General features: G+C 70.3%; 11 protein-coding genes and 1 tRNA gene. 3 read left to right on the top strand and 9 right to left on the bottom strand.

The window, feature by feature from the left end:
• Positions 1-6 precede the first annotated feature (6 nt).
• The 8 genes from D3230_RS10755 to D3230_RS10720 form a co-directional block, all read right to left on the bottom strand.
• Complete coding sequence (locus D3230_RS10755) at positions 7-6237, bottom strand: Ig-like domain-containing protein (protein ID WP_202345032.1); 6231 nt, start codon at positions 6235-6237, stop codon at positions 7-9.
• A gap of 28 nt (positions 6238-6265) precedes the next feature.
• Positions 6266-7498, bottom strand: a complete 1233-nt coding sequence (locus tag D3230_RS10750) for a serine/threonine-protein kinase (protein ID WP_337249157.1) — start codon at positions 7496-7498, stop codon at positions 6266-6268.
• Between the two features lie 220 nt (positions 7499-7718).
• Positions 7719-8408, bottom strand: coding sequence for a 50S ribosomal protein L1 (gene rplA, locus D3230_RS10745; protein ID WP_202345031.1), 690 nt, complete (start codon positions 8406-8408; stop codon positions 7719-7721).
• Between the two features lie 10 nt (positions 8409-8418).
• Entirely contained in the window at positions 8419-8847 is a 429-nt protein-coding gene (gene rplK, locus D3230_RS10740; protein ID WP_087012629.1) for a 50S ribosomal protein L11, read from the bottom strand.
• A 667-nt stretch (positions 8848-9514) separates the two neighbouring features.
• A complete protein-coding gene (gene nusG, locus D3230_RS10735) occupies positions 9515-10336 on the bottom strand; it encodes a transcription termination/antitermination protein NusG (protein WP_202345030.1) in 822 nt (273 codons plus the stop codon).
• 54 nt (positions 10337-10390) lie between these two features.
• Positions 10391-10663: a preprotein translocase subunit SecE gene (gene secE / locus D3230_RS10730; RefSeq protein WP_202345029.1), complete on the bottom strand. Its 273-nt coding sequence runs from the start codon at positions 10661-10663 to the stop codon at positions 10391-10393.
• Between the two features lie 51 nt (positions 10664-10714).
• Positions 10715-10790: transfer RNA gene (locus tag D3230_RS10725), tRNA-Trp, on the bottom strand.
• A gap of 172 nt (positions 10791-10962) precedes the next feature.
• Complete coding sequence (locus D3230_RS10720; protein ID WP_202345028.1) at positions 10963-13389, bottom strand: chitobiase/beta-hexosaminidase C-terminal domain-containing protein; 2427 nt, start codon at positions 13387-13389, stop codon at positions 10963-10965.
• A gap of 210 nt (positions 13390-13599) precedes the next feature.
• Between D3230_RS10720 and D3230_RS10715 the strand changes: the two genes are divergently transcribed.
• On the top strand, positions 13600-14802 hold the full coding sequence (locus D3230_RS10715) for an aminotransferase class I/II-fold pyridoxal phosphate-dependent enzyme (RefSeq protein ID WP_202345027.1): 1203 nt from the start codon (positions 13600-13602) through the stop codon (positions 14800-14802).
• 70 nt (positions 14803-14872) lie between these two features.
• Here D3230_RS10715 and D3230_RS10710 read toward each other — a convergent pair whose 3' ends face one another.
• Positions 14873-15937: an AsnC family transcriptional regulator gene (locus tag D3230_RS10710; protein ID WP_202345026.1), complete on the bottom strand. Its 1065-nt coding sequence runs from the start codon at positions 15935-15937 to the stop codon at positions 14873-14875.
• Between the two features lie 111 nt (positions 15938-16048).
• On the opposite strand from D3230_RS10710, the gene D3230_RS10705 reads away from it, so the two are divergent.
• Both D3230_RS10705 and D3230_RS10700 read left to right on the top strand, forming a co-directional pair.
• The gene (locus tag D3230_RS10705) at positions 16049-17254 is read left to right on the top strand and encodes a M20 metallopeptidase family protein (RefSeq protein ID WP_202345025.1); all 1206 of its coding nucleotides are present in this window, start codon (positions 16049-16051) and stop codon (positions 17252-17254) included.
• A 61-nt stretch (positions 17255-17315) separates the two neighbouring features.
• Complete coding sequence (locus D3230_RS10700; protein WP_202345024.1) at positions 17316-18608, top strand: MFS transporter; 1293 nt, start codon at positions 17316-17318, stop codon at positions 18606-18608.
• Positions 18609-18916 lie beyond the last annotated feature (308 nt).

Raw genomic sequence — 18916 nt, 5'->3', positions numbered from 1 at the left:
GCCGGATCAGGGCCCCGGCTCGGGCGGCGGCGTCGCGCACACCGTGACCGTGGCGGCCTGGAGCGCACTGTACTCCCCGCCCCAGCGTACGGTGATCTCGGCGGTCTCTCCGGTGACCGCGCCGAGGGAGAACTGTGCGGAGGATTGCGCCGCGCCCGAGATCTGCACCGCGGCGGCGAGCTCCGCGGGGTTCCCGCCGGCCGTCGCCGGGTCCACGCAGGTGCCATTGTTCGGTGCCACGATCACCGGGCGCGGGGCCCCGATCCAGCGCACCGGTGCGGTCTCTGAGCACTGCTCGGCGAAGCACTGCTGCACGGTGATGGGGCCGGGCACCTCGGGGTCGAGGAACAGCGTGTCGCCGCCCGAGCTATAGCGCAGCTGAGCCCCGGTGAGGTGTCCCGAGACCTGTGGCGCACCCGCCACGTACTCGACCCCGTCGCCCTGCGGTTTCGGAGCTGTCGCGACCGTGTAGCTCACGCTGGGTGCGGGGATTGCGCCGCCGATCTGCACGGCCGTGGTGGGTGCCGAGCTCACCCCGAAGGGGCTGCTCGCGCACGCGATCCCGCGGTACCACTTCCCCCGCTGGAGCCCCGACATCTCGGAGGAGGGGCCCGCGGCCGCGCAGCTCGGCTCGACTCCGTCGGTGGCGACGGCGTAACTCCAGGTCACGGCCTCGCCGTGGTGGGCTCCCGCCCCCGCGGCCGTGATCTTCCCGCTGCGGTCCCCCGTGCTCACGAGTGTCGCCCCCGTGAGGAGAGGGGCACCGATCACACGGCCCTCCGCCTGCGCGGCCGTCCCCGTGGCGGAGCCGCCGCTGACGGGCGGGAGGTCCAGCGCGGTCACCGGCGTCACCACGACGGCGACCGGCCCGGCGGGAAGCCCCGCGAAATCGCCGCGCCCCTCCGGTCCCGCGATCGTGCCCCGCTCGGCCCCCGCGATCGACACCCGGAACTCCCGGGTGTCCCGGGATCCGGAGGCGGTCACGCGGAGCGCGCCACGCCCCTGCTCGGTGTTCCCCGCGTCGGGGAACGCCGTCGCCGTAATCGTGGGGCGCTCCGGGGCGCGGTACGCCCAACCGGTCACCGGCGCGCTCGGGGCGGATTCCCCGACACCATTCACGGCCCGCGCGGTGAAGCTGTGCCGCTCCCCGCTGCGCAGTCCGCTCACGGTGCAGTCGAAGGCGTCGGGGCCGGCCGCGGCGCACTGCGCGCTTCCGGCACCGCTCAGCCGAACCTCCGTGACCGCGGGGTGTGCGAGCCGGCCGCCGAGGGCCACCCGGAACGACGCGGTGCTCTCGGTAAACCCGGTCTGCACGACGCTCGTCGGCGCGTCGGGAAGCCCCTGCGCGTCGAACTCGATCGCGCCGGTGCCGACGCGGCCCTGCGCGTCGCGCACGGTGAACCCGACGGTGCAGGTGCCGCCGGATTCCGCCGCGCCTGGCCAGCTCACCGCCACCCGACGGTTCTCCACCGCCGCGAACTGGGCGATCGGGCAGGCACTGCCGTCCACCGCAACGAGTTCGAGGCCGCCGCCCCGCTTCCCGGCAAACGGGTCGTACTCCCCGGGAATACCGACGAGATCGGTGCCGCAGCTCGCCCCGACCGTGCACTGCAGCGCCGCCGTGCCGCCGCGCGGCAGATCCCGCGGGCTTTCCCCGACGCGGAGCGTCAGCGGGGCGTGCGCGCGGCCCGCGCCGGTCATCGTGACCGTGAGGGCGTGCTGCCCGCCGGGGCGCGCGGTGGCAAGCGCCGTGGCGCGCAGCGTGCCCCCCTCGCTCACCACCTCGAAGTCCGCGGCCGTGCCGCTCACGCTGAACGACAGCTCGGCGGGGTCGCCGGCGCGGTCCCCCTGCCACTCCACCATGTCCGAGAGCTGGATCGTCTCGGTCGTGCCCGGCGCGATGGCGCGCGTGAGCGACCGCAGTTCGGCGACCGGCGCATCGGGAATCACCCGCACGGGCACCGGGAGCGCCGTCCAGTGATCCTGGCCACGCAGTCGCACCTCCATGCGGCACACGTCGCTCCAGGGCCCGCCGCTCCCCGCCGCGTAGCGGATCGCGACGTCGCCGGCCGCCTCGCAGCGCGCCGCCGCCCGAGCGGTGGGAAACACGCCGCTACGCAGCTCGATGCGATCATCGGGTCCCGCGTCCACGAGATCCGCCACCGCGGCCGTGACCGCATCGCCCTCCGCCACCTCGAGCGGTTCCAGATCCCGCTGCAGCGTGAGCTGCAGATCCTCGAGCGGGGGAATCACGAGGAAACCGTAGCTGGTGACGTCGGTCCCCGACGCGTCGGTACCGTCCACCTGGAATACGACCACGTCGCCCGCAGGATCGTAGCTCCCCACGATCCGGTTGCCGGACACCCGGTAGTCCCCGCCCTGCTCGCCCCAGAGCGTGAGCCGGAGCGCCGCCGGATCGCCCGCCGGCCACCGCACTTTGCCCTGGAGCACGTCGATCCCCCGGCCGGCAAGGTCCGCGCGGTCGCGCACGCTCACGAGTGTGTCACGCACCGCGGGTGCTTGGGCCCCCACACGCTCCGAGGTCTGGACCACGATCAGGCCGTCAGCCGTGCTCGACGTCACGCTCGAACGCACCGTGTAGCGGTACGAGGCCGTCCCCAGCTCCTCACCCGCGGTCACCACGATCCGGCCGCGGCGCAGCTCACGCGTGTCGAGCGCCTCGGCGAGGCGGCGATACTCGGCGCTGTCGCGGTCCCCCGGCACGTTGGGGGTCACCTCCACCAGTTCCAGCTCGCCCCCGGCCGGGTCGCTGTCGTTGTCGAGTGGCTGCACCACGGTTTCGCCGCCCGGCACCAGGCGCACCTGGTCGGTGAGGGTGACCGGCGGCGCCGCGGAGTCACCGGTGACGATCACGTGCAGCGTCCCCGTTCCGGTGCCGCCGTGATCGTCGGTGACCGTGTAGGGGATCGCCACCGTCCCCGGCTCGGCGGTGGCCGCGGCGGTGACGTCGATGCCCGTCCCTGAGCGGGCCAGGCTCGCCGTGACCCGCGCATCCGGCGACGCGTCCACGCTGCGGAGCCGCACGCGGTCCCCGTCGGGATCCACCCCAGAGGTGGGGACGCGCGCGGTCGTCGTTCCCCCCGGGGTGACGCGGGCGGTCAACGCTGCCGGCTGCGGGTCGCGGTTCGTGCTCTCCGGGAGCACAGTGACGACCACCTCGCCGGTGTCGCTCAGCTCCGGGGAGCTCGCCGCGAAGACCGTGTATCCGATGCGATAGGTGCCCGGCTCGCTCGGGGCGAGGTAGCGCAGGGTGCTCCCCGCGGCGAAGGCAAGCTCGCCCGGAGCGCCGGATCCGGCCACCTCGGGGTGCAGCAGGAGCCGCTCCCCTGGGGCCGCGACATCATTGTCGAGCACGCGAATATCGACGGTCGATCCGACACTGACGGTGGCCGAGTCCGCGACCGCGATGACCCCGGTACCCCCAGCATCCGGCACCTGGAACACCGTGAGCCGGCCATGCGCTGTGGTGTCCCCCTCCGACACCGTGATATCGGCCGCACCGATCCGGCCGGGCCCGCCGTCCGCGGTCCCGCCCGCAACGCGGACTTGCGCGTGGTCGATCACGTCCGCGTGCAGTTCCCCGTCCGTGACCGCCGCACCGACCACCGCGAGCGCGCGCGATTCGGAGCCCGGGATCGCGTCAAGCACCTCGACTGTGGCGTCCGTGAGCGGGCGAACATACGCCCGCAACGGAGGCAGCGCGAGCGCCGCACCCTCCTCCGTCGCGGTGACGCGGAGCTGGCCACTGGCCTCCGCCCCCGTGACGGCGTCGCGCACCGTCACCGCGAACGTTGAGATCCCCGCCTCGAGCGCCGTCACCTCGACGGTGCCGCCGACCGGGTGAGTCACCGCCGTCGCTTCCCCCGACTGCGGAGCAACGTCAACGAGCGCGAAGGATCCAGAGCCGCCGGCAACCCGGTCGAGCGGCGCGAACGTGGCGGGCACGCCCACCGTCATCGTGGCCGCTGTTCCCGTGACCTGCGGCATGGCTTCGGGCCGCACCGACAGCGTCAGTTCCCGGTCGCGTTCCTCGCCGCGGCTGTCACGCACCGTGACGCGCAACGCAACATCCTCGCCCGCGGCGCTCGGATCCGTGTGCCGCACGGCAAGCCGACCGTCGGCGGTGACCAGCGCGCGAATCGGGTCCGCGTCGCGCACGGGCACCGCGGCCGCAAGCGTCATCACATCCCCCTCAGGATCCACCCACCCCTCGAGCACCGGAGTCACCAGGGTCCCTCCGGGCGTGATCGCGGGCACCGCCCACTCGCGCTGGCAGCCCGACACGGCACACCACTCGGGGGCGGAGTTCTCCGTCTCCGCCGCGACACGGAGCGTGACCGTCGCCGTGCCGGACTCGAGCGCCCCGTCCGAGATGCGGTAGCTGAAACTCGCGGTCCCCGAGGCACCGGGGGCGGTGTGGACCACGAGCGATTGCCGATCCGCCAGCAGCTCCACCCGGCCAAACTCCTCGGGCAGCGGCGATTCGCTCAGGGATTCCGGCACAATCGTGAGCACGTCGCGGACGTTCGCATCGAAGTCGTTGAGCAACACCGGGAGCGGTGACGGCGCACCCGGACGCACGCCGAAGGCATCGTCCACCGCGGTCGGCGGGACCTGCTCCGGCACGTCCTCGACGACGACGGTGCCCTGAACCTCCTGCGGAGGATCCGCGAGACTCCATTGCGACAGGGGGATGAGCGTGCCGTCCGGAACCGTCCAGAGCATTCCCGTGCGTTCGTCGCTGAGCACCGCACGCGTCCCGTTGCTGCGGATCACGGGGGCCAGATCCGAATCGTCTTGCACGGCGTCATCGAACTGCAGCGGGATCGGCTCCCCGCCACCCCGCCACAGCGCCCCGGATCCTGCGCCGAGCCACGCCGCGACCCGGGTGCCGTCGACCTCCGTCGGTCGTGCGGGGGTTCCCGTGGCCTCCGTCCGAGTCACGGTTCCGTCCCGCGTCACCGCGATCAGGCCGTCCGAGTCGGCGATGAGCGCGGTGCTGGCCGCGGGCTGATCCGCCGACATCGGCTCGGCCGCCGCGGCGCGCGTGGGCGTCGCCGACCCGGGAGCCCCGGCGCGACTTGCCCCGCTGCTGGACTGCAGCAACGCCCCCGCGGCAAGATCGAGTTGCTGGGGTTCCGCTCCCGCCCGACTGAGCACCCCGGCGTCCGCGTCGAGCAGCACCCAGTCGGCCCCGAGCACCGCGAGCTGTGGCGCGTCGATCGGATCCCCTGGCACGGTGTCCGGCTGCCCGAGCTGCGGCACCGCGGCAGCCGCCGCCTCGGGCGTGCGCGCGAGGCCGCGGCCCAGGTCGTAGCGCGAGACGCTGTGCTCGCCGGCGGCATACACGGCGAGCACCCCGTCAGCCGAGAGCGCGATCGCTGAGGCGGCCGGGAGCGTCGCGGCCGGGGCGTCGCCGGTATCAACGGCCGCGTCTCCGGCGTCTTCGGTGTCTTCGGTGTCCCCCGCGTCCCCGGACGTGTCGGTCCCGGGCTCGGCTGCGTCGAGCGTGCGGAGCGCAGCGAGGCGGGGGCCCCACGCTGCCGGATCGGATTCGTCTCCGGAGGTGTCGGGGGTGTCCCCCGAGCCGGCACGCTGCCCGCCTGTGGGGTCCGCCGCGTGCGATCCGCTCTGGGGCGCGCGCAGCGTCCCCACGTGGACCTGTCCGGACTCGGTCCGCACCGCCAGGTATCGTCCGGCTACGAGCACATCCCGGCTTCCCTCCGGCATGGCAACACCGTGTGCTGTCACGTCGCCTGAGCTGTCACCCGATCCTGCGCCTCCGGCTCCGGTGCCCACCGCGTCGGTCCCGTCGTCGGCTCCATCGTCGGCTCCGCGGTCGCTCTGGGCGTCCGTGGCGCTCCCGCCGATGTCGAGCGGCTGCGCCGCCGCGATGGGCCACGCGCGTCCGTTCCCGTGAGTGAGCAGCACGCCCTGCGCACCCGTTTGGAGCACGCTGCTCGGCTCCGCGACGCGGCGCACCGTGTCCAGCTCCCCCGTGTCAGTGTTCACCCGGGCGTACTGGCCGGCATCGCGCGCCACCCACACCCCCGGTTCCACGCGCGGCGTATCCCGAGAATCGTAGCCGCCGGCAAACACCGCGATCGTCACGACCAGTGCGGCGGTCAGGCCACCGGCGATCCACCCGGCGGCCCGGCGCCGCGGTGCCGGGTTCGCGGGCCGCGCCGCGTTACTCCCCCAGCGCGTCGCGTTCACGACCGGGTCCTCAGCGGTGACCGTGGCATCAGTTGACGCCCCCCGTCACGGCCCAGACAACCCCCAGCGCAGCCGCGACGGTCGCGAGCGCAATCCCGGCACCGATCAATCCCGCGCGCAGCGGCGACATCGGGCGATCCCGCACCACTCCATCGGCGTCCGTGTCGATCCCGCGCGATGTTCGGCTGGGGTGCCGAGTCGACGCGGTGCGCGCAGCGTCGCGCTCGGCGCGTTCCTGCGCGCGCGTGCGCCGCCCGGGCACTTCCGAGACAACGGGGCCGCGCCGCGGCGGGGCCGCAGAATCGTCCGCGTCGCCCGCACCGTCGAGCTCGCCGGGCACCTCCCCGGCAGCCGCCTCGGGGCTCGTCCCCGGGCCGGGGACAGGCACCCACGCATCGGCCACGATCTCAAGCGGGGTGACGTCGAAGCCGTAGCCGCGCTGCAGTTCCTGGAGCGCCCGCCCAAACTCGGCCATCGTTGCGTAGCGCTCGGCCGGGGTACGGCGCATGGCACGCGCAAGCACCGCGTCGAACGGGCCGTACCCGCTCGCGCCGGGGATCGGGAGGATCGTCGCCTTTCCGATCCGGGCGATCAGTTTCGCCCGGGTATTCCGCTCGCGCGACGCCTCTTCGAACGGCGAGCGGCCCGCCGCGAAGGTGTACAGCGTTGCCGCGAGCGACCACACTTCGCTCGCGACCGTACCCGGGGTGACCAAGCGCACGACCTCGGGGGCGGACCACGGCACCGACATCGCGACCTCTTCCGCGGGGACCTCCGCGGCGTGGAGGGCGCGCGCGATCCCAAAGTCCGACAGCGCGGGTCGGCCCAGCGTCGTCAGGAGCACGTTGGAAGGCTTAATGTCACGGTGCAGCACGCCTGCGCGATGCGCGGTCTCCAACGCCCCAGCGAGTCGAACCCCGGCGTCCAGCACGTCGACGAGCCGTGCGGGCCGCCCCTTCGTGAGCGCGCCCATCGACGCCGGGCAATACTCCATCACGAGATACGGCCGCCCGGACAGGGCGATGCCGGCCTGATAGATCGACACGATCGAGGGGTGACCGCTCAGCGCCGCCATGGCGTCGGCCTCGCGCTCAAACGCTTCGCGGCCCTGCGGTGCCGTGTCGATCACCTTCACCGCCACCGAACGGCGCGGCAGATCCTGCTCGTACAGGTGCACCTGCGCGAACCCACCCGATCCCAGAGGCCGTACATAGCTCAGCCCGGGAATGCTCGGCTGATCCACGGCCCGCTGCGCAGCCACGATTACTCCGCGACCTCGCGTGCGGGTGAAGGCGGGAGTTCCGGGCGCATATCCCCATGATAGGAGGTCTCCCCCGAAAGTCGGCTCAGCGCGCACACGGTCGGTGCGCGGCACCGGCTCCGAGCGGTGTCCCCCGGAACGCACTGATCCCCCGGTTCCACGTGGAACCGGGGGATCAGTGACGGTCGGACCGCGAGCGGTCCTCCGACATTTCGGGTGCTTAGAGGCCCGAGACGTCGAGCGGGATGCCCGGGCCGAAGGTCGTCGAAACGGCGCCCTTCTGCACGTACTTGCCCTTGGCCGAGGACGGCTTCAGACGCGAGATCTCGTCGAGCACCGAGGTGATGTTGTCGGTGAGCTGGTCAGCCGTGAAGGAGGCCTTGCCGACGATGAAGTGCACGTTCGCGTGCTTGTCGACGCGGAACTCGATCTTGCCGCCCTTGATGTCGGTCACGGCCTTGGCCGGGTCCGGGGTGACGGTGCCGGTCTTCGGGTTCGGCATCAGACCGCGCGGGCCCAGCACCTTACCGAGACGGCCAACCTTGCCCATGAGCTCGGGGGTGGAGACGGCCGAATCGAAGTCGGTGTAGCCTGCGGCCACCTTCTCGATCAGCTCGTCGCCGCCGACCTCGTCAGCGCCAGCAGCGATCGCTGCCTCGGCTGCGGGGCCCACCGCGAACACGATGACGCGGGCGGTCTTGCCCGTGCCGTGGGGCAGGCTGACGGTGCCGCGCACCATCTGGTCAGCCTTGCGGGGGTCCACGCCCAGCTTGACGGCGACCTCAACGGTCGAGTCAGTCTTGGTGGAACCGGTCTCCTTCGCCAGGGCGACTGCCTCAGCGGGAGTGTAGAACTTGTCTGCCTGAATCTTCTCGGCAGCGGCGCGGTACGCCTTCGACTTCTGTGCCATGTTCGTACCCTTACTCGACCGTGATGCCCATGGAGCGAGCGGTGCCCGCGATGATCTTCGACGCAGCGTCGATGTCGTTCGCGTTCAGGTCGGCCTGCTTCTGCTCGGCGATCTGGCGAACCTGCTCTGCCGTCACCTTTGCCACCTTGACGGTGTGCGGGGTGCCGGAGCCCTTCTGGACGCCAGCAGCCTTCTTCAGGAGCTCGGCGGCCGGCGGGGTCTTCAGCACGAAGGTGAACGAGCGATCCTCGTACACGGTGATCTCAACGGGGACCACGTTGCCGCGCTGGGATTCCGTCGCAGCGTTGTACGCCTTGCAGAACTCCATGATGTTGACGCCGTGCTGACCCAGAGCGGGACCCACGGGGGGTGCCGGGTTGGCGGCGCCGGCAGCGATCTGAAGCTTGATCAGACCGGTAACCTTCTTGGCTTTAGCCATGATTGTTTCCTTTCCTTCGAGCGAGTCTCCCCGCTCTCCCGCAGTTCCGGCCGATCCGGACGCGGTCACGTTGCGCGCGAACGCACAACCACAGCAGCTTACCGCAGATCCGGCGATCCTGCACGCGCGCGGCACCCGAGGCCCCGGGCGCCGGGCCCCGGGCACGGGGTACGGGTCACGGGGTAGCGGTCACCGGGACCCGGTCACCGGCCCTCCCGGCACCACCCAACCCGAGGCAATTTATCTAGCGCGACCCATTTTCCCGCGAAAATGGCGGGGTTTAGATAAAAACCCTCGTGTTCGACGAGCGCGACACGACCCGGATCGCGTCCCGTCGCGCGGGCCCCACACCTGAGCCCCGCTCCCTACCGCAGCCCGTCGGCCCCCCACCTACTCACACACCAGACCGAGGCAATTTATCTGGCACGACCCGTTTTCCAGGAAGAATGGGTCGTGCCAGATAAATTGCCTCGTGTTCGACGGGCCGGGAAGCCGGGGGCGGAGGCTCGGGCCTGAGGCGGGAGCGGGGCCGGGCCGGGAAGCGGGGGCGGAGGCGCGGGCCTCGGACGCGGGAGCGGGGCCGGGGGGGGGGAAGCACGCGCCCGCACACAGCATGAGGGCCCCGCGCAGTGCGCGGGGCCCTCATGCGGTACTGCCGGATCGGCAGTTAGACCATCTTGGTGACCTGGTCGAAGCCCAGCTCGACCGGGGTCTCGCGCTCGAAGAGCGACACCAGCACGGTGAGCTTGCCGGCCGCCGGGTTGATCTCGCTGATCGTACCCGGGAGCCCCTCGAAGGAACCGGACTTGATCGTGATCGTCTCGCCGACCTCGAAGTCGATCTCGACGTTGCCCTGCGCGGCAGCCGTTGCGGCGGCCTTGCCCTTGGCGGTCGCGGCCGGCTCAAGCTCGACGGTGCTCTTCAGCATCTCGAATGCCTCGTTGATCCGCAGCGGCACCGGGTTGTGGGCGTTGCCGACGAAGCCGGTCACCCCGGGGGTGTGGCGCACGACGGACCACGTGGTCTCGGTCAGGTTCATGCGGACGAGCACGTAGCCGGGGATACGGACGCGCGTGACCATCTTGCGCTGACCGTTCTTGACCTCCATGACCTCTTCCATGGGGACCTGGATCTCGTAGATATCGTCAACTGCGCCCATCGTCTCGCGACGGTTCCACAGGTTCGACTTCACCTTGCGCTCGTACCCCGCGTAGGTGTGGATCACAAACCACTTGCCCGGGCGGCGGCGCAGGTCCTTCTTGAAGGCCTTGTAGGGGTCCTCGGTGGACTCACCCTCGACCGCCTCAGCGGCCTCTTCCTCGGTCTCCTCGTCAACGATGGCGGAAGCTGCTGCCTCGGCCTCGTCCGCGGAGTCGATGTCAAGCGCGTCTTCGACGGCGGCATCAGCGTCGGGGTCAACCGTGTGCGCCAGCGCGTCGAGTGCCGCGTCGAGGTCAGCCTCGGGGGTGTTGCTCGTCTCGCTCGTCATCTGCTCATGCTTTCTGTACTGGGGAATGCGGGGCCGGGGCAGTCGCGGCGGCGACTAGCTCAGCGGCGTCCCGAAGATAAAGACGGTAATGAACCCAAACACCTGATCGAGCGCCCACACGAGCGCCATCATGATCACGACGAAGGCGATGACCACGAGGGTGTAGTTGATGAGTTCCTTACGGGTCGGCGTGACGACCTTCTTCAGTTCGGCGATCACCTGCTGAATGAACAGGAAGATCCGGCTGAACCAGTTGCGCTTCGCAGCGCGATCCGCTTTGGCGCGATCGACGAGGTCGCCGCTCTCCTCAACTTCGCTGCTGCTCACTACGCCGTTCCTTTCAATAGACCTGTCCGGCGCCGAAGCGCCGGACAGGTGTGGCAGGGCGGACAGGACTCGAACCTGCAACCTGCGGTTTTGGAGACCGCTGCTCTACCAATTGAGCCACCGCCCTATGGAAATTCACTCTGCGTGTTCCTGCCTGAGAGGCGAACCTTCAGGCATAGGAAATTTTGGCAGAAGTCAACTACCTCACGCTACTGTACGGGATCCCGGGCGGGTTTGTCGAACTGAGCGCGAGGAGGACCGGGGTGTCGCGCGCCCCCGCGCGCGACACCCCGGGGGTACTACTGACGTCGCGGCGCCCGGCGCACGCTGAGCATCACGGCACCGGCGGCGGCCAGCACGACCGCACCCGCGAGCGCGAGGCCGGCGGTCTCCGGACCGCCCGTCTCGGCGAGCTGATCCGCGTGAGCACCGGGTGAACGATCCGAGTCCGTCCCGTTCCCGGGCGTCGTCCCCGGCTGCTCGGTCCCCGGCTGCTCCGTACCCGGCTGCTCGGTTCCCGGCTGCTCCGTACCCGGCTGTTCGGTCCCCGGCTGCTCGCCGGTCGCCTGCTGCCAGGCGGCCAGCGCGCCGGTGAGCGCGGTGGTCGCCGCGTCGAGCTCAGGCTGAGCCACGTTCAGCGTCTTCTGCAGCTCGATCCCGGCCGCGAGCTGCGTGCGGAGTTCGCGCTCCGCCGCTGCGGCGCCGCCCGCCGCACCACCGGCACGCTGCGTGTCGGCCGCGCCCAGCGCGTCTTCGGCCGCGGCCACCGCTGTTGCGAGCGGTGCCCGATCCACCGCCACGAGCAGCTCCTGCAACGCGACGGTCGCGTCGGTCACCTCGAAGGTCAGCGCATCCGCCGCGTCCTGCGTTGCGGGCGCGTCATCCCACACTGCGGTGAGCGCGGCGACCGCGTTCTCGGCCGCGGGAACATCCGCAATCACCCAGCCGTAATCCGCGTCCTGTGCCGGGGCGACCGTGCCCAGGATCCGCGACACCTGCCCGACCAGTTCCTCGGCCTGCGCGATCGCCGCATCGAGCGGCGTGCGATCGATCTCGCCCGCGACGAAGCGGAACACCCGCGGTTCGCTCTGGTTCTGATACGAGTCATACGCCACGAGGGTCGCCTCGTACTCGCGCCCGAGCGTCAGGGTCCGATCCACCGGCTGCCCCACCTTGTTGCCGGCGCGCACCGCCAGCGGAATGTCGAGCACCGCGGGCTTCGGCGCGACGACGTAGTCCGAGTAGATGCGGCCGTTGGCGGGCACCAGGTCGGTGACCTCACCCGTCGCGACGTCCGTGACGCTCAGCGTGTATTCGGAGGCGAACTGGTCGTCGGCGGCCTGCGGCAGCCGCAACACCGGTCCGGTTGCCGTCTGCCGCACCGTGGGCTGATCCTCGCCCCACGCCGGTGCCGACGCGTTCCGGTTGGCACTCGTGTAGGTGAACTTCGCCTGCACGTCCTCCGGGGTCGCGCCGCGCGCAACCACCCAACTGGGCCCGGCGAGCGAGCCCGTCGACGCGAACGGCGGATCGTTCTGGAACGTCCACGTGCCCGCGTCGTCGTAGGTGCGTCCGGGCTGCGCGGCGTAGTTGATCCGGTCGATCTCGACGCGATCCGCGTAGACGTCAACCACCACCGACTGTGCGGTGGGGATGGTGGCGTCACGCGCCAGCCCCTCGCCGAAGATCTGGAACTTGCCGTCGTTCTCGCCGTACGACATCGATCCCTCGTTGACCGAGGTGAAGTCCTCCTGGTGGATCGAGCGCTCATCCGTGATGTTGAGGTGCGAGTGCCCGGAGAAGTACACCACCTGCGGGAAGTCCGAGAGGTTCGACCGGAGGCCGCCGTTGGAGGCTTGCGCGCCGTCCCACACGGTCGCGGGGATCGGCCGGTGGCCGAACACGAAGATCGGGAGGTGCTGCGTCGCGGGATCCTCAGAGATCTCCGTGAGACGGCCGTACAGCCACGCGGCCTGGGTCGAGGTCCACGACTCCGTGTTCACGACAAACGCCGGGAACTCACCGATGGCGCTCTCGTAGTAGCCGGTCGTCCCGGGGAACCAGTCTTCGGGGTACTGCTCCGCCATTCGGGTGACGTAGTCATCGTGATTGCCGAACGTCATCATCACCTGCGTGTCGGTCATCCCGGTGCGCGCCAGGTTTCGTTCCAGCATCGCGCGCGGGTACTGATGATCCGCCGCGCTGTTGAAGTGGTTGTCGTTGATCTGGTCGCCGTTGGAGATCAGGGCGTCCGGGTTCGGCGCGATCCGCTGCAGCGTATCGAAGTATCCCTCCCACTTCCGTTGCTGCACCTCGTCCCCGGTCGACAGGTGAATGTCGCTCATCACCGCGAATTGCGCAAGCGGCTCTTCCGCCGTTTTGATCAGGATCCCGCTGATCGCGGGGACGCTCGCCGCCCGATCCGTGAACGCCACCGCGCTCAGGTTCGCGCTCGCGTCGAGCGTGATCGGGCCGGCGTAGCGCGGGCTCTGCCGGGTCGGGTGGGTCCCGTCCACCGTGTAGTGGATCTCGGTGCCGGCGGCGGCGGTCAGCGTCACCGTCTGCGGTCCCACGTAGCGCCCGCTGAGCAGGCTGATCACGGGAGCCTCGGGAGCTGCGGCCGCCGCCTCCACGGCGGCGGCCGGGGCCGCACTGGGGAATACAGCTTGCGCCCCAAAGAGCGCGACGCCGCTGAGCGCGATCGCGGCGATCCTTCGTTGTGACATGGTCTTTCCTCCTCGGCAACGGCCCGGGAATCTGGGCACCCGAACCAAGTTGTCAAGACAGCGTGACGGCGCGATAACGCGCACGTGACGGTCCCGTGAATCTTGCTTCACTCGGGCGTTACCTCCCGGGTTCTCGAGCGAGAATTCGTCGTCGCAATCGCCCCAACACGTATTCGCCGCGCGGCACGCTCACCGCCTAGACTTAGCTGCGTGACCAACATCTCTCGTCTGTCAAAAAAGATTGCCGCTATCGCGGAGTCCGCCACGCTCAAGGTTGATGCCAAGGCGAAGGCGCTCCAGGCGGAGGGCCGCCCCGTGATCAGTTTCGCCGCGGGCGAGCCTGACTTCGCGACCCCCGCGCACATCGTGGAGGCGGCACGCGTCGCGCTCGACGATCCCAAGAACTTCCGCTACACCGCGGCAGCCGGGCTTCCCGAGCTGAAGCGCGCGATCGCGGACAAGACCGCGCGCGATTCCGGCTGGGCAATCGACCCCTCGCAGGTCATCGTGACGAACGGCGGTAAGCAGGCCGTCTACCAGTCCTTCCAGGCGCTGCTGGATCCGGGCGACGAGGTCCTGCTCCCCGCGCCGTTCTGGACCACCTACCCGGAGGCCGTGCAGCTCGCCGGCGGTGTCCCCGTCGAGGTGTTTGCGGGATCCGACCAGGGCTACAAGGTCACCGTCGAGCAGCTTGAGGCGGCCCGCACCGAGCGCACCAAGGTGCTGCTCTTCGTGTCCCCCTCGAACCCCACCGGCGCGGTGTACACCCCGGAGGAGACGAAGGCGATCGGCGATTGGGCCGAGGCCAACGGCCTGTGGATCATCGCCGACGAGATCTACCAGAACCTCACCTACGACGGCGTCCGCGCGGTGTCGATCGTTGAGGCTACGCCGGCACTGCAGGATCGTGCGATCCTCGTCAACGGTGTCGCCAAGACCTACGCGATGACGGGCTGGCGTCTCGGCTGGATGATCGGCCCCGCCGACATCATCAAGGGTGCCTCGAACCTGCAGTCGCACCTCACCTCGAACATCAACAACATCGCGCAGCGCGCGGCGATCGCGGCGCTGACCGGCCCGCAGGAGCCGATCGAGGAGATGCGGCTCGCGTTCGACCGCCGGCGCAAGCTGATCGTCGAGGAACTCAACAAGGTTCCCGGCTTCACCTGCCCCACGCCTGAGGGCGCGTTCTACGCCTACGTCGACGTCTCCGAGGCGATCGGCAAGCCGGTGCGCGGGGTCACTCCGACGACGTCGCTCGAGCTTGCTGATCTGATCCTCGAGCACGCCGAGGTCGCTGCGGTGCCCGGGGAGGCCTTCGGCCCCTCCGGGTACCTCCGCTTCAGCTACGCGCTGGGCGACGAGGCGATCCTCGAGGGCGTGCGCCGCATCCAGGCGCTGCTCTCCGAGTAGTCACGGTCAGTCGCGTGTGGCGGCGGGCGCCCGGGTGGGGCCCGCCGCCACACGCGTGTGTGCAGGGTCCCTACGCGCCGTAGCGGGGCACCGTGTCACCCCACGGCGGCGGGACGATCTCGCCCGTCGCACGTCCGCCATTGCCGAGCTGCCAGCCGACGCGCTTCACGATGCGCAGCGCGATCGCGCTTTCGCGGAACACGACCGCGGGGACGGCTTCGGCGAGGAGCGCCTCGATCCGGGGCACCTCGGAGATCGACCGCAGCCAGAACGTCAACAGGATGTTCGTGCGGCCGGTCGTGGAAGCGCACAGCCGCACGCCGGGGATCGTGGCCACGCGCCGCGCGAGCGCCTCGTGCTCGCTCGCGGGGACCGTCGCGAACCACTGCGCGGTGATGGGGGTGCCGCTGACGTCTTGGGCGAGCTCGCACCGCAGATTCACCAGGCCGTGGTCGATCGCGGCGCGAATCTGACGCCGCACCGTCGGCTCGCTCAGCCCGAGCACCCGGGCGATGTCGGAGGCGGATCGGCGCCCGTCGGCGGCGAGGGCGTCGAGGACCGCGACGTGCACGCGGGGCGGCGGGCCATCCTGCCGGGCCCGTACGCGCGGCGCGAGCTGGGACACGAGACGCGCCTGTGCGGGCCCCAGCGACTGCGCCGACCAGTGGTCTCCGCCGACGTGCATGCGGGTGCAGATCGAGGTCTCGATGTGTTCCACTCCGGGCACCGCCGCGATGAGCCGCAGGGTGTGTTCGGAGAGATGCGCGATGGTGGGCACGGAGATCACGAGCAGCAGATCGCGGTGCCGCGCCGAGATGTCGAGGGAGACGACGTCCGGGATCGCGGTGAGCGCGCGGATGACCTCGTCCCGCCGGGTCAGTTCGCACATCACTTCAATAAACGCGGTGACCGGGCAGAGCCGGGTGTTGACGGAGTGGGCGGCGACCCATGCGATCCCCGCGTCCGAGAGCCGCTTCCAGCGGGCCGCGAGCGTCGTGCTGTGCACGCCGAGGATGGGGGCGAGGCTGGTCCATGAGGCCCGGGGGGCGAGCTGCAGCGCGTGTACGAGTTGCAGGTCTTCGTCGTCAAGAATCGAGGGCTCGTAGAGATGATCACTTTCAGCAATTGCGCGCACCCCATGATTGAATCCTGGATTCTGGAGGATTGCAAGACTCGTTATCGCAGACTGAGGGGCACGCAATTGCGTACCCGACCGTCGAATCGACGTGAAAGCAACGGAGCACACATGGCACTCGATGACGCCGCGCACGCCGCGCTGGTTCGCCTGCGGCGAGAACTGCACGCCGCACCGGAGGTCGGCCTCGACCTCCCCGACACCCAACGGAAACTCCTCGACGAACTTGACGGGTTGCCGCTCGAACTCACCCTGGGACGCGGATGCAGCTCGATCACCGCGGTGCTGCGCGGCACGCACCCCGACCGGCAAGCCGATGCCCCGGCGGTGCTCCTCCGGAGCGACATGGACGGCCTCCCGGTCACCGAAGCGGTGGACTCCGCGTACCGCTCGGAGCGCACGGGGGCCATGCACGCCTGCGGTCACGACCTCCACATGGCGATGCTCGTCGGCGCGGCCCGGGCACTCAGCGCGCGTCGCGCCGAGCTGCTCGGGGACGTGGTGTTCATGTTCCAGCCCGGCGAAGAGGGCTGGGGCGGGGCGATGATCATGATCGACGAGGGGGTGCTCGACGCGGCGGGGCCGCGCGTCAGCTCCGCGTTCGGCCTGCACGTGTTCACGGGCGATCGACGACCGGCGCGGATCGGGGTCCGATCCGGCACCGCAATGGCCTTCGCGGCCACCCTCAACGTCGAAATTCAGGGCCAGGGCGGCCACGGATCCGCGCCGCATTTGGCGAGCGATCCCGTCCCCACGGCGGCCGAAACGATCCTGGCCCTGCACGCGGCTACGACGCGGCGATTCAGCGCGCTCGATCCGGTCGTAGTGACCGTCGGCCAGATGTCCGCGGGCACCGCCAGCAATATCATCCCCGACAGCGCGCAGCTGTCGGCGACGGTGCGCGGCTTCTCGCACGCCAGCCACGCACTCGCCTCCGAGGCGCTCCCCGAGCTCGCCCGGGGCATCGCCGCAGCGCACGGGCAGCGTGCCGAGGTCGAGTTCCGCTCGGAGTTCCCGCCCGTGGTCAACGCCGCCGCCGAGGCCGCCATCGTGCTCGAGCTCGCGCAGTCCCTGTTTGGCGCGGACGCGGTGGAGGAGATGCAGGATCCCAAGACCGCGTCCGAAGACTTCGCGGAGATTCTCGAACGCGTGCCCGGGGTCTTCGCGTTCATCGACGCGACCCCCGCCGAGGGGAGCGAGTACAACCATTCCCCGAACGCCGCCTACGACGACGCCGTGCTGAGCGACGGCGCCCGGCTGCACACGGAGTTCGCCCTGACGCGGCTCGCACTCCTGCACGCCGCCCCCACACCGTAACGCGCCGTTCCACACCCCGGTCGTTCCACACCCACCACGCACCACTCCAATGAAGGAATGCATGAGCGCCACCACCGCCCCACCCACCCGACCAGCCCCGCCGAAGTCCCAGGCGCGCACCGTCTTCGCCACGAGCTTCGGCAACGCACTCGAGTGGTTTGACTGGCAGATCTACGCGACGTTCGCCCCGTTCATCGCGATGCAGCTGTTCAATGCGGACAATCCCGTGTCGTCGCTGTTGCAGACCTTCGCCATCTTCGCCGTCGGGTTCCTCGCCCGCCCGCTCGGCGGGCTCCTCTTCGGCCTGATCGCCGACCGGCGCGGACGCAAGGCCTCGCTGATTCTCGCTGTGACGGCGGCGTCAGCCGGAAGCCTCCTCATCGGCCTGACTCCCACGCACGCGGCAATCGGTGCCTGGGCCGCGGTGCTCTTGCTCATCGCGCGCCTCGTCCAGGGCCTCGCGCACGGCGGCGAGATGCCCGCCGCGCAGACCTATCTCTCGGAGATCGCAGCCCCCTCCAAGCGCGGGCTGTGGTCCTCGCTCATTTACGTCTCCGGCACGACCGGAATTCTCTGCGCCACCCTGTTTGGCGCGGTGCTCACAGGCGCGATGAGCGTGGAGGCGATGCAGGAATGGGGGTGGCGGATCCCGTTCTTCGTCGCCGCGGCGTTCGGCCTGTTTGTGCTGGTGATGCGCATCGGGATGCACGAGACCGAGGCGTTCGAGACCGGCAAACTCCAGACCATCTCCGATACGCGACCCACCCCGCTCATGTCGGCACCCCGCGCGGCCCTGCTGGTGATCCTGCTCACGCTCGGTGCCACGGTCTCCTTCTATGTCTGGGGCGTCACGGCTCCCGCGGTCGCGACCGCGACGCACGGCATGGACCCCGGTGGGGCGCTGTGGGCCGGCGCCGGCGGGATCATTGTGTTCATCGCGGTGCTGCCCCTGTGGGGGCGTTTGTCCGATCGGATCGGCCGGAAGCCGGTGCTCTCGATCAGCCTGATCGGGACCGCCGCGCTCTACTTCCCGATGCAGCGGCTCATGTCGGATCAGCCGTGGACCCTGTTCGTCGCGACGGCCAGCGTGCTCCTATTCCTCGCGGGCACCATGGCGATCCTGCCCGCCGTGTTCGCGGAGCTGTTCCCCACGCATATCCGCACCGTCGGGACGGCGGTGCCCTACAGCATCGCCGTGGCCCTGTTCGGCGGCACGGCACCGTACCTGCAGACCTGGTTCGGGGCGCAGCTCGAGCTGCCGTGGCTGTTCTCGCTGTACAGCGTGATCCTGCTGCTGATCTCCGCCGCGACCGCGATCTTCCTGCTGCCTGAGACGAAGGGCCGCGAGCTCTAGTCGCGCCACGCTCGATCCGCTGAACCCGTCGGGGTGAGGCGAACCTCCCCGGTTCGCCTCACCCCGACGTTCGTCCCGGCCCGGCCTCCACCTCCCCCCGGTTCACCTCACCCCGACGTTCGTCCGGGCCCGGCGTTCACCAACGCCAAGGAGATCCACGAAAAACACGGAGATCTTCGCGCCAGATCGCGAGATCCCGCAGGATCTCCGTGCCGTTGATCGGGCCCCACAACCGGCGGACAGCTGCCGGGAATAGATTCCGTCGGACCGTGTTACATTTATATGCAAGCGCATATATTTGGAGGCAG

It is taken from the genome of Leucobacter chromiireducens subsp. solipictus (genome assembly GCF_016758195.1).
GTDB classification, from domain to species: Bacteria; Actinomycetota; Actinomycetes; order Actinomycetales; family Microbacteriaceae; genus Leucobacter; species Leucobacter solipictus.
Note: the sequence above shows the minus strand (reverse complement) of the source record. Positions and strands in the feature narration are given on the sequence as shown.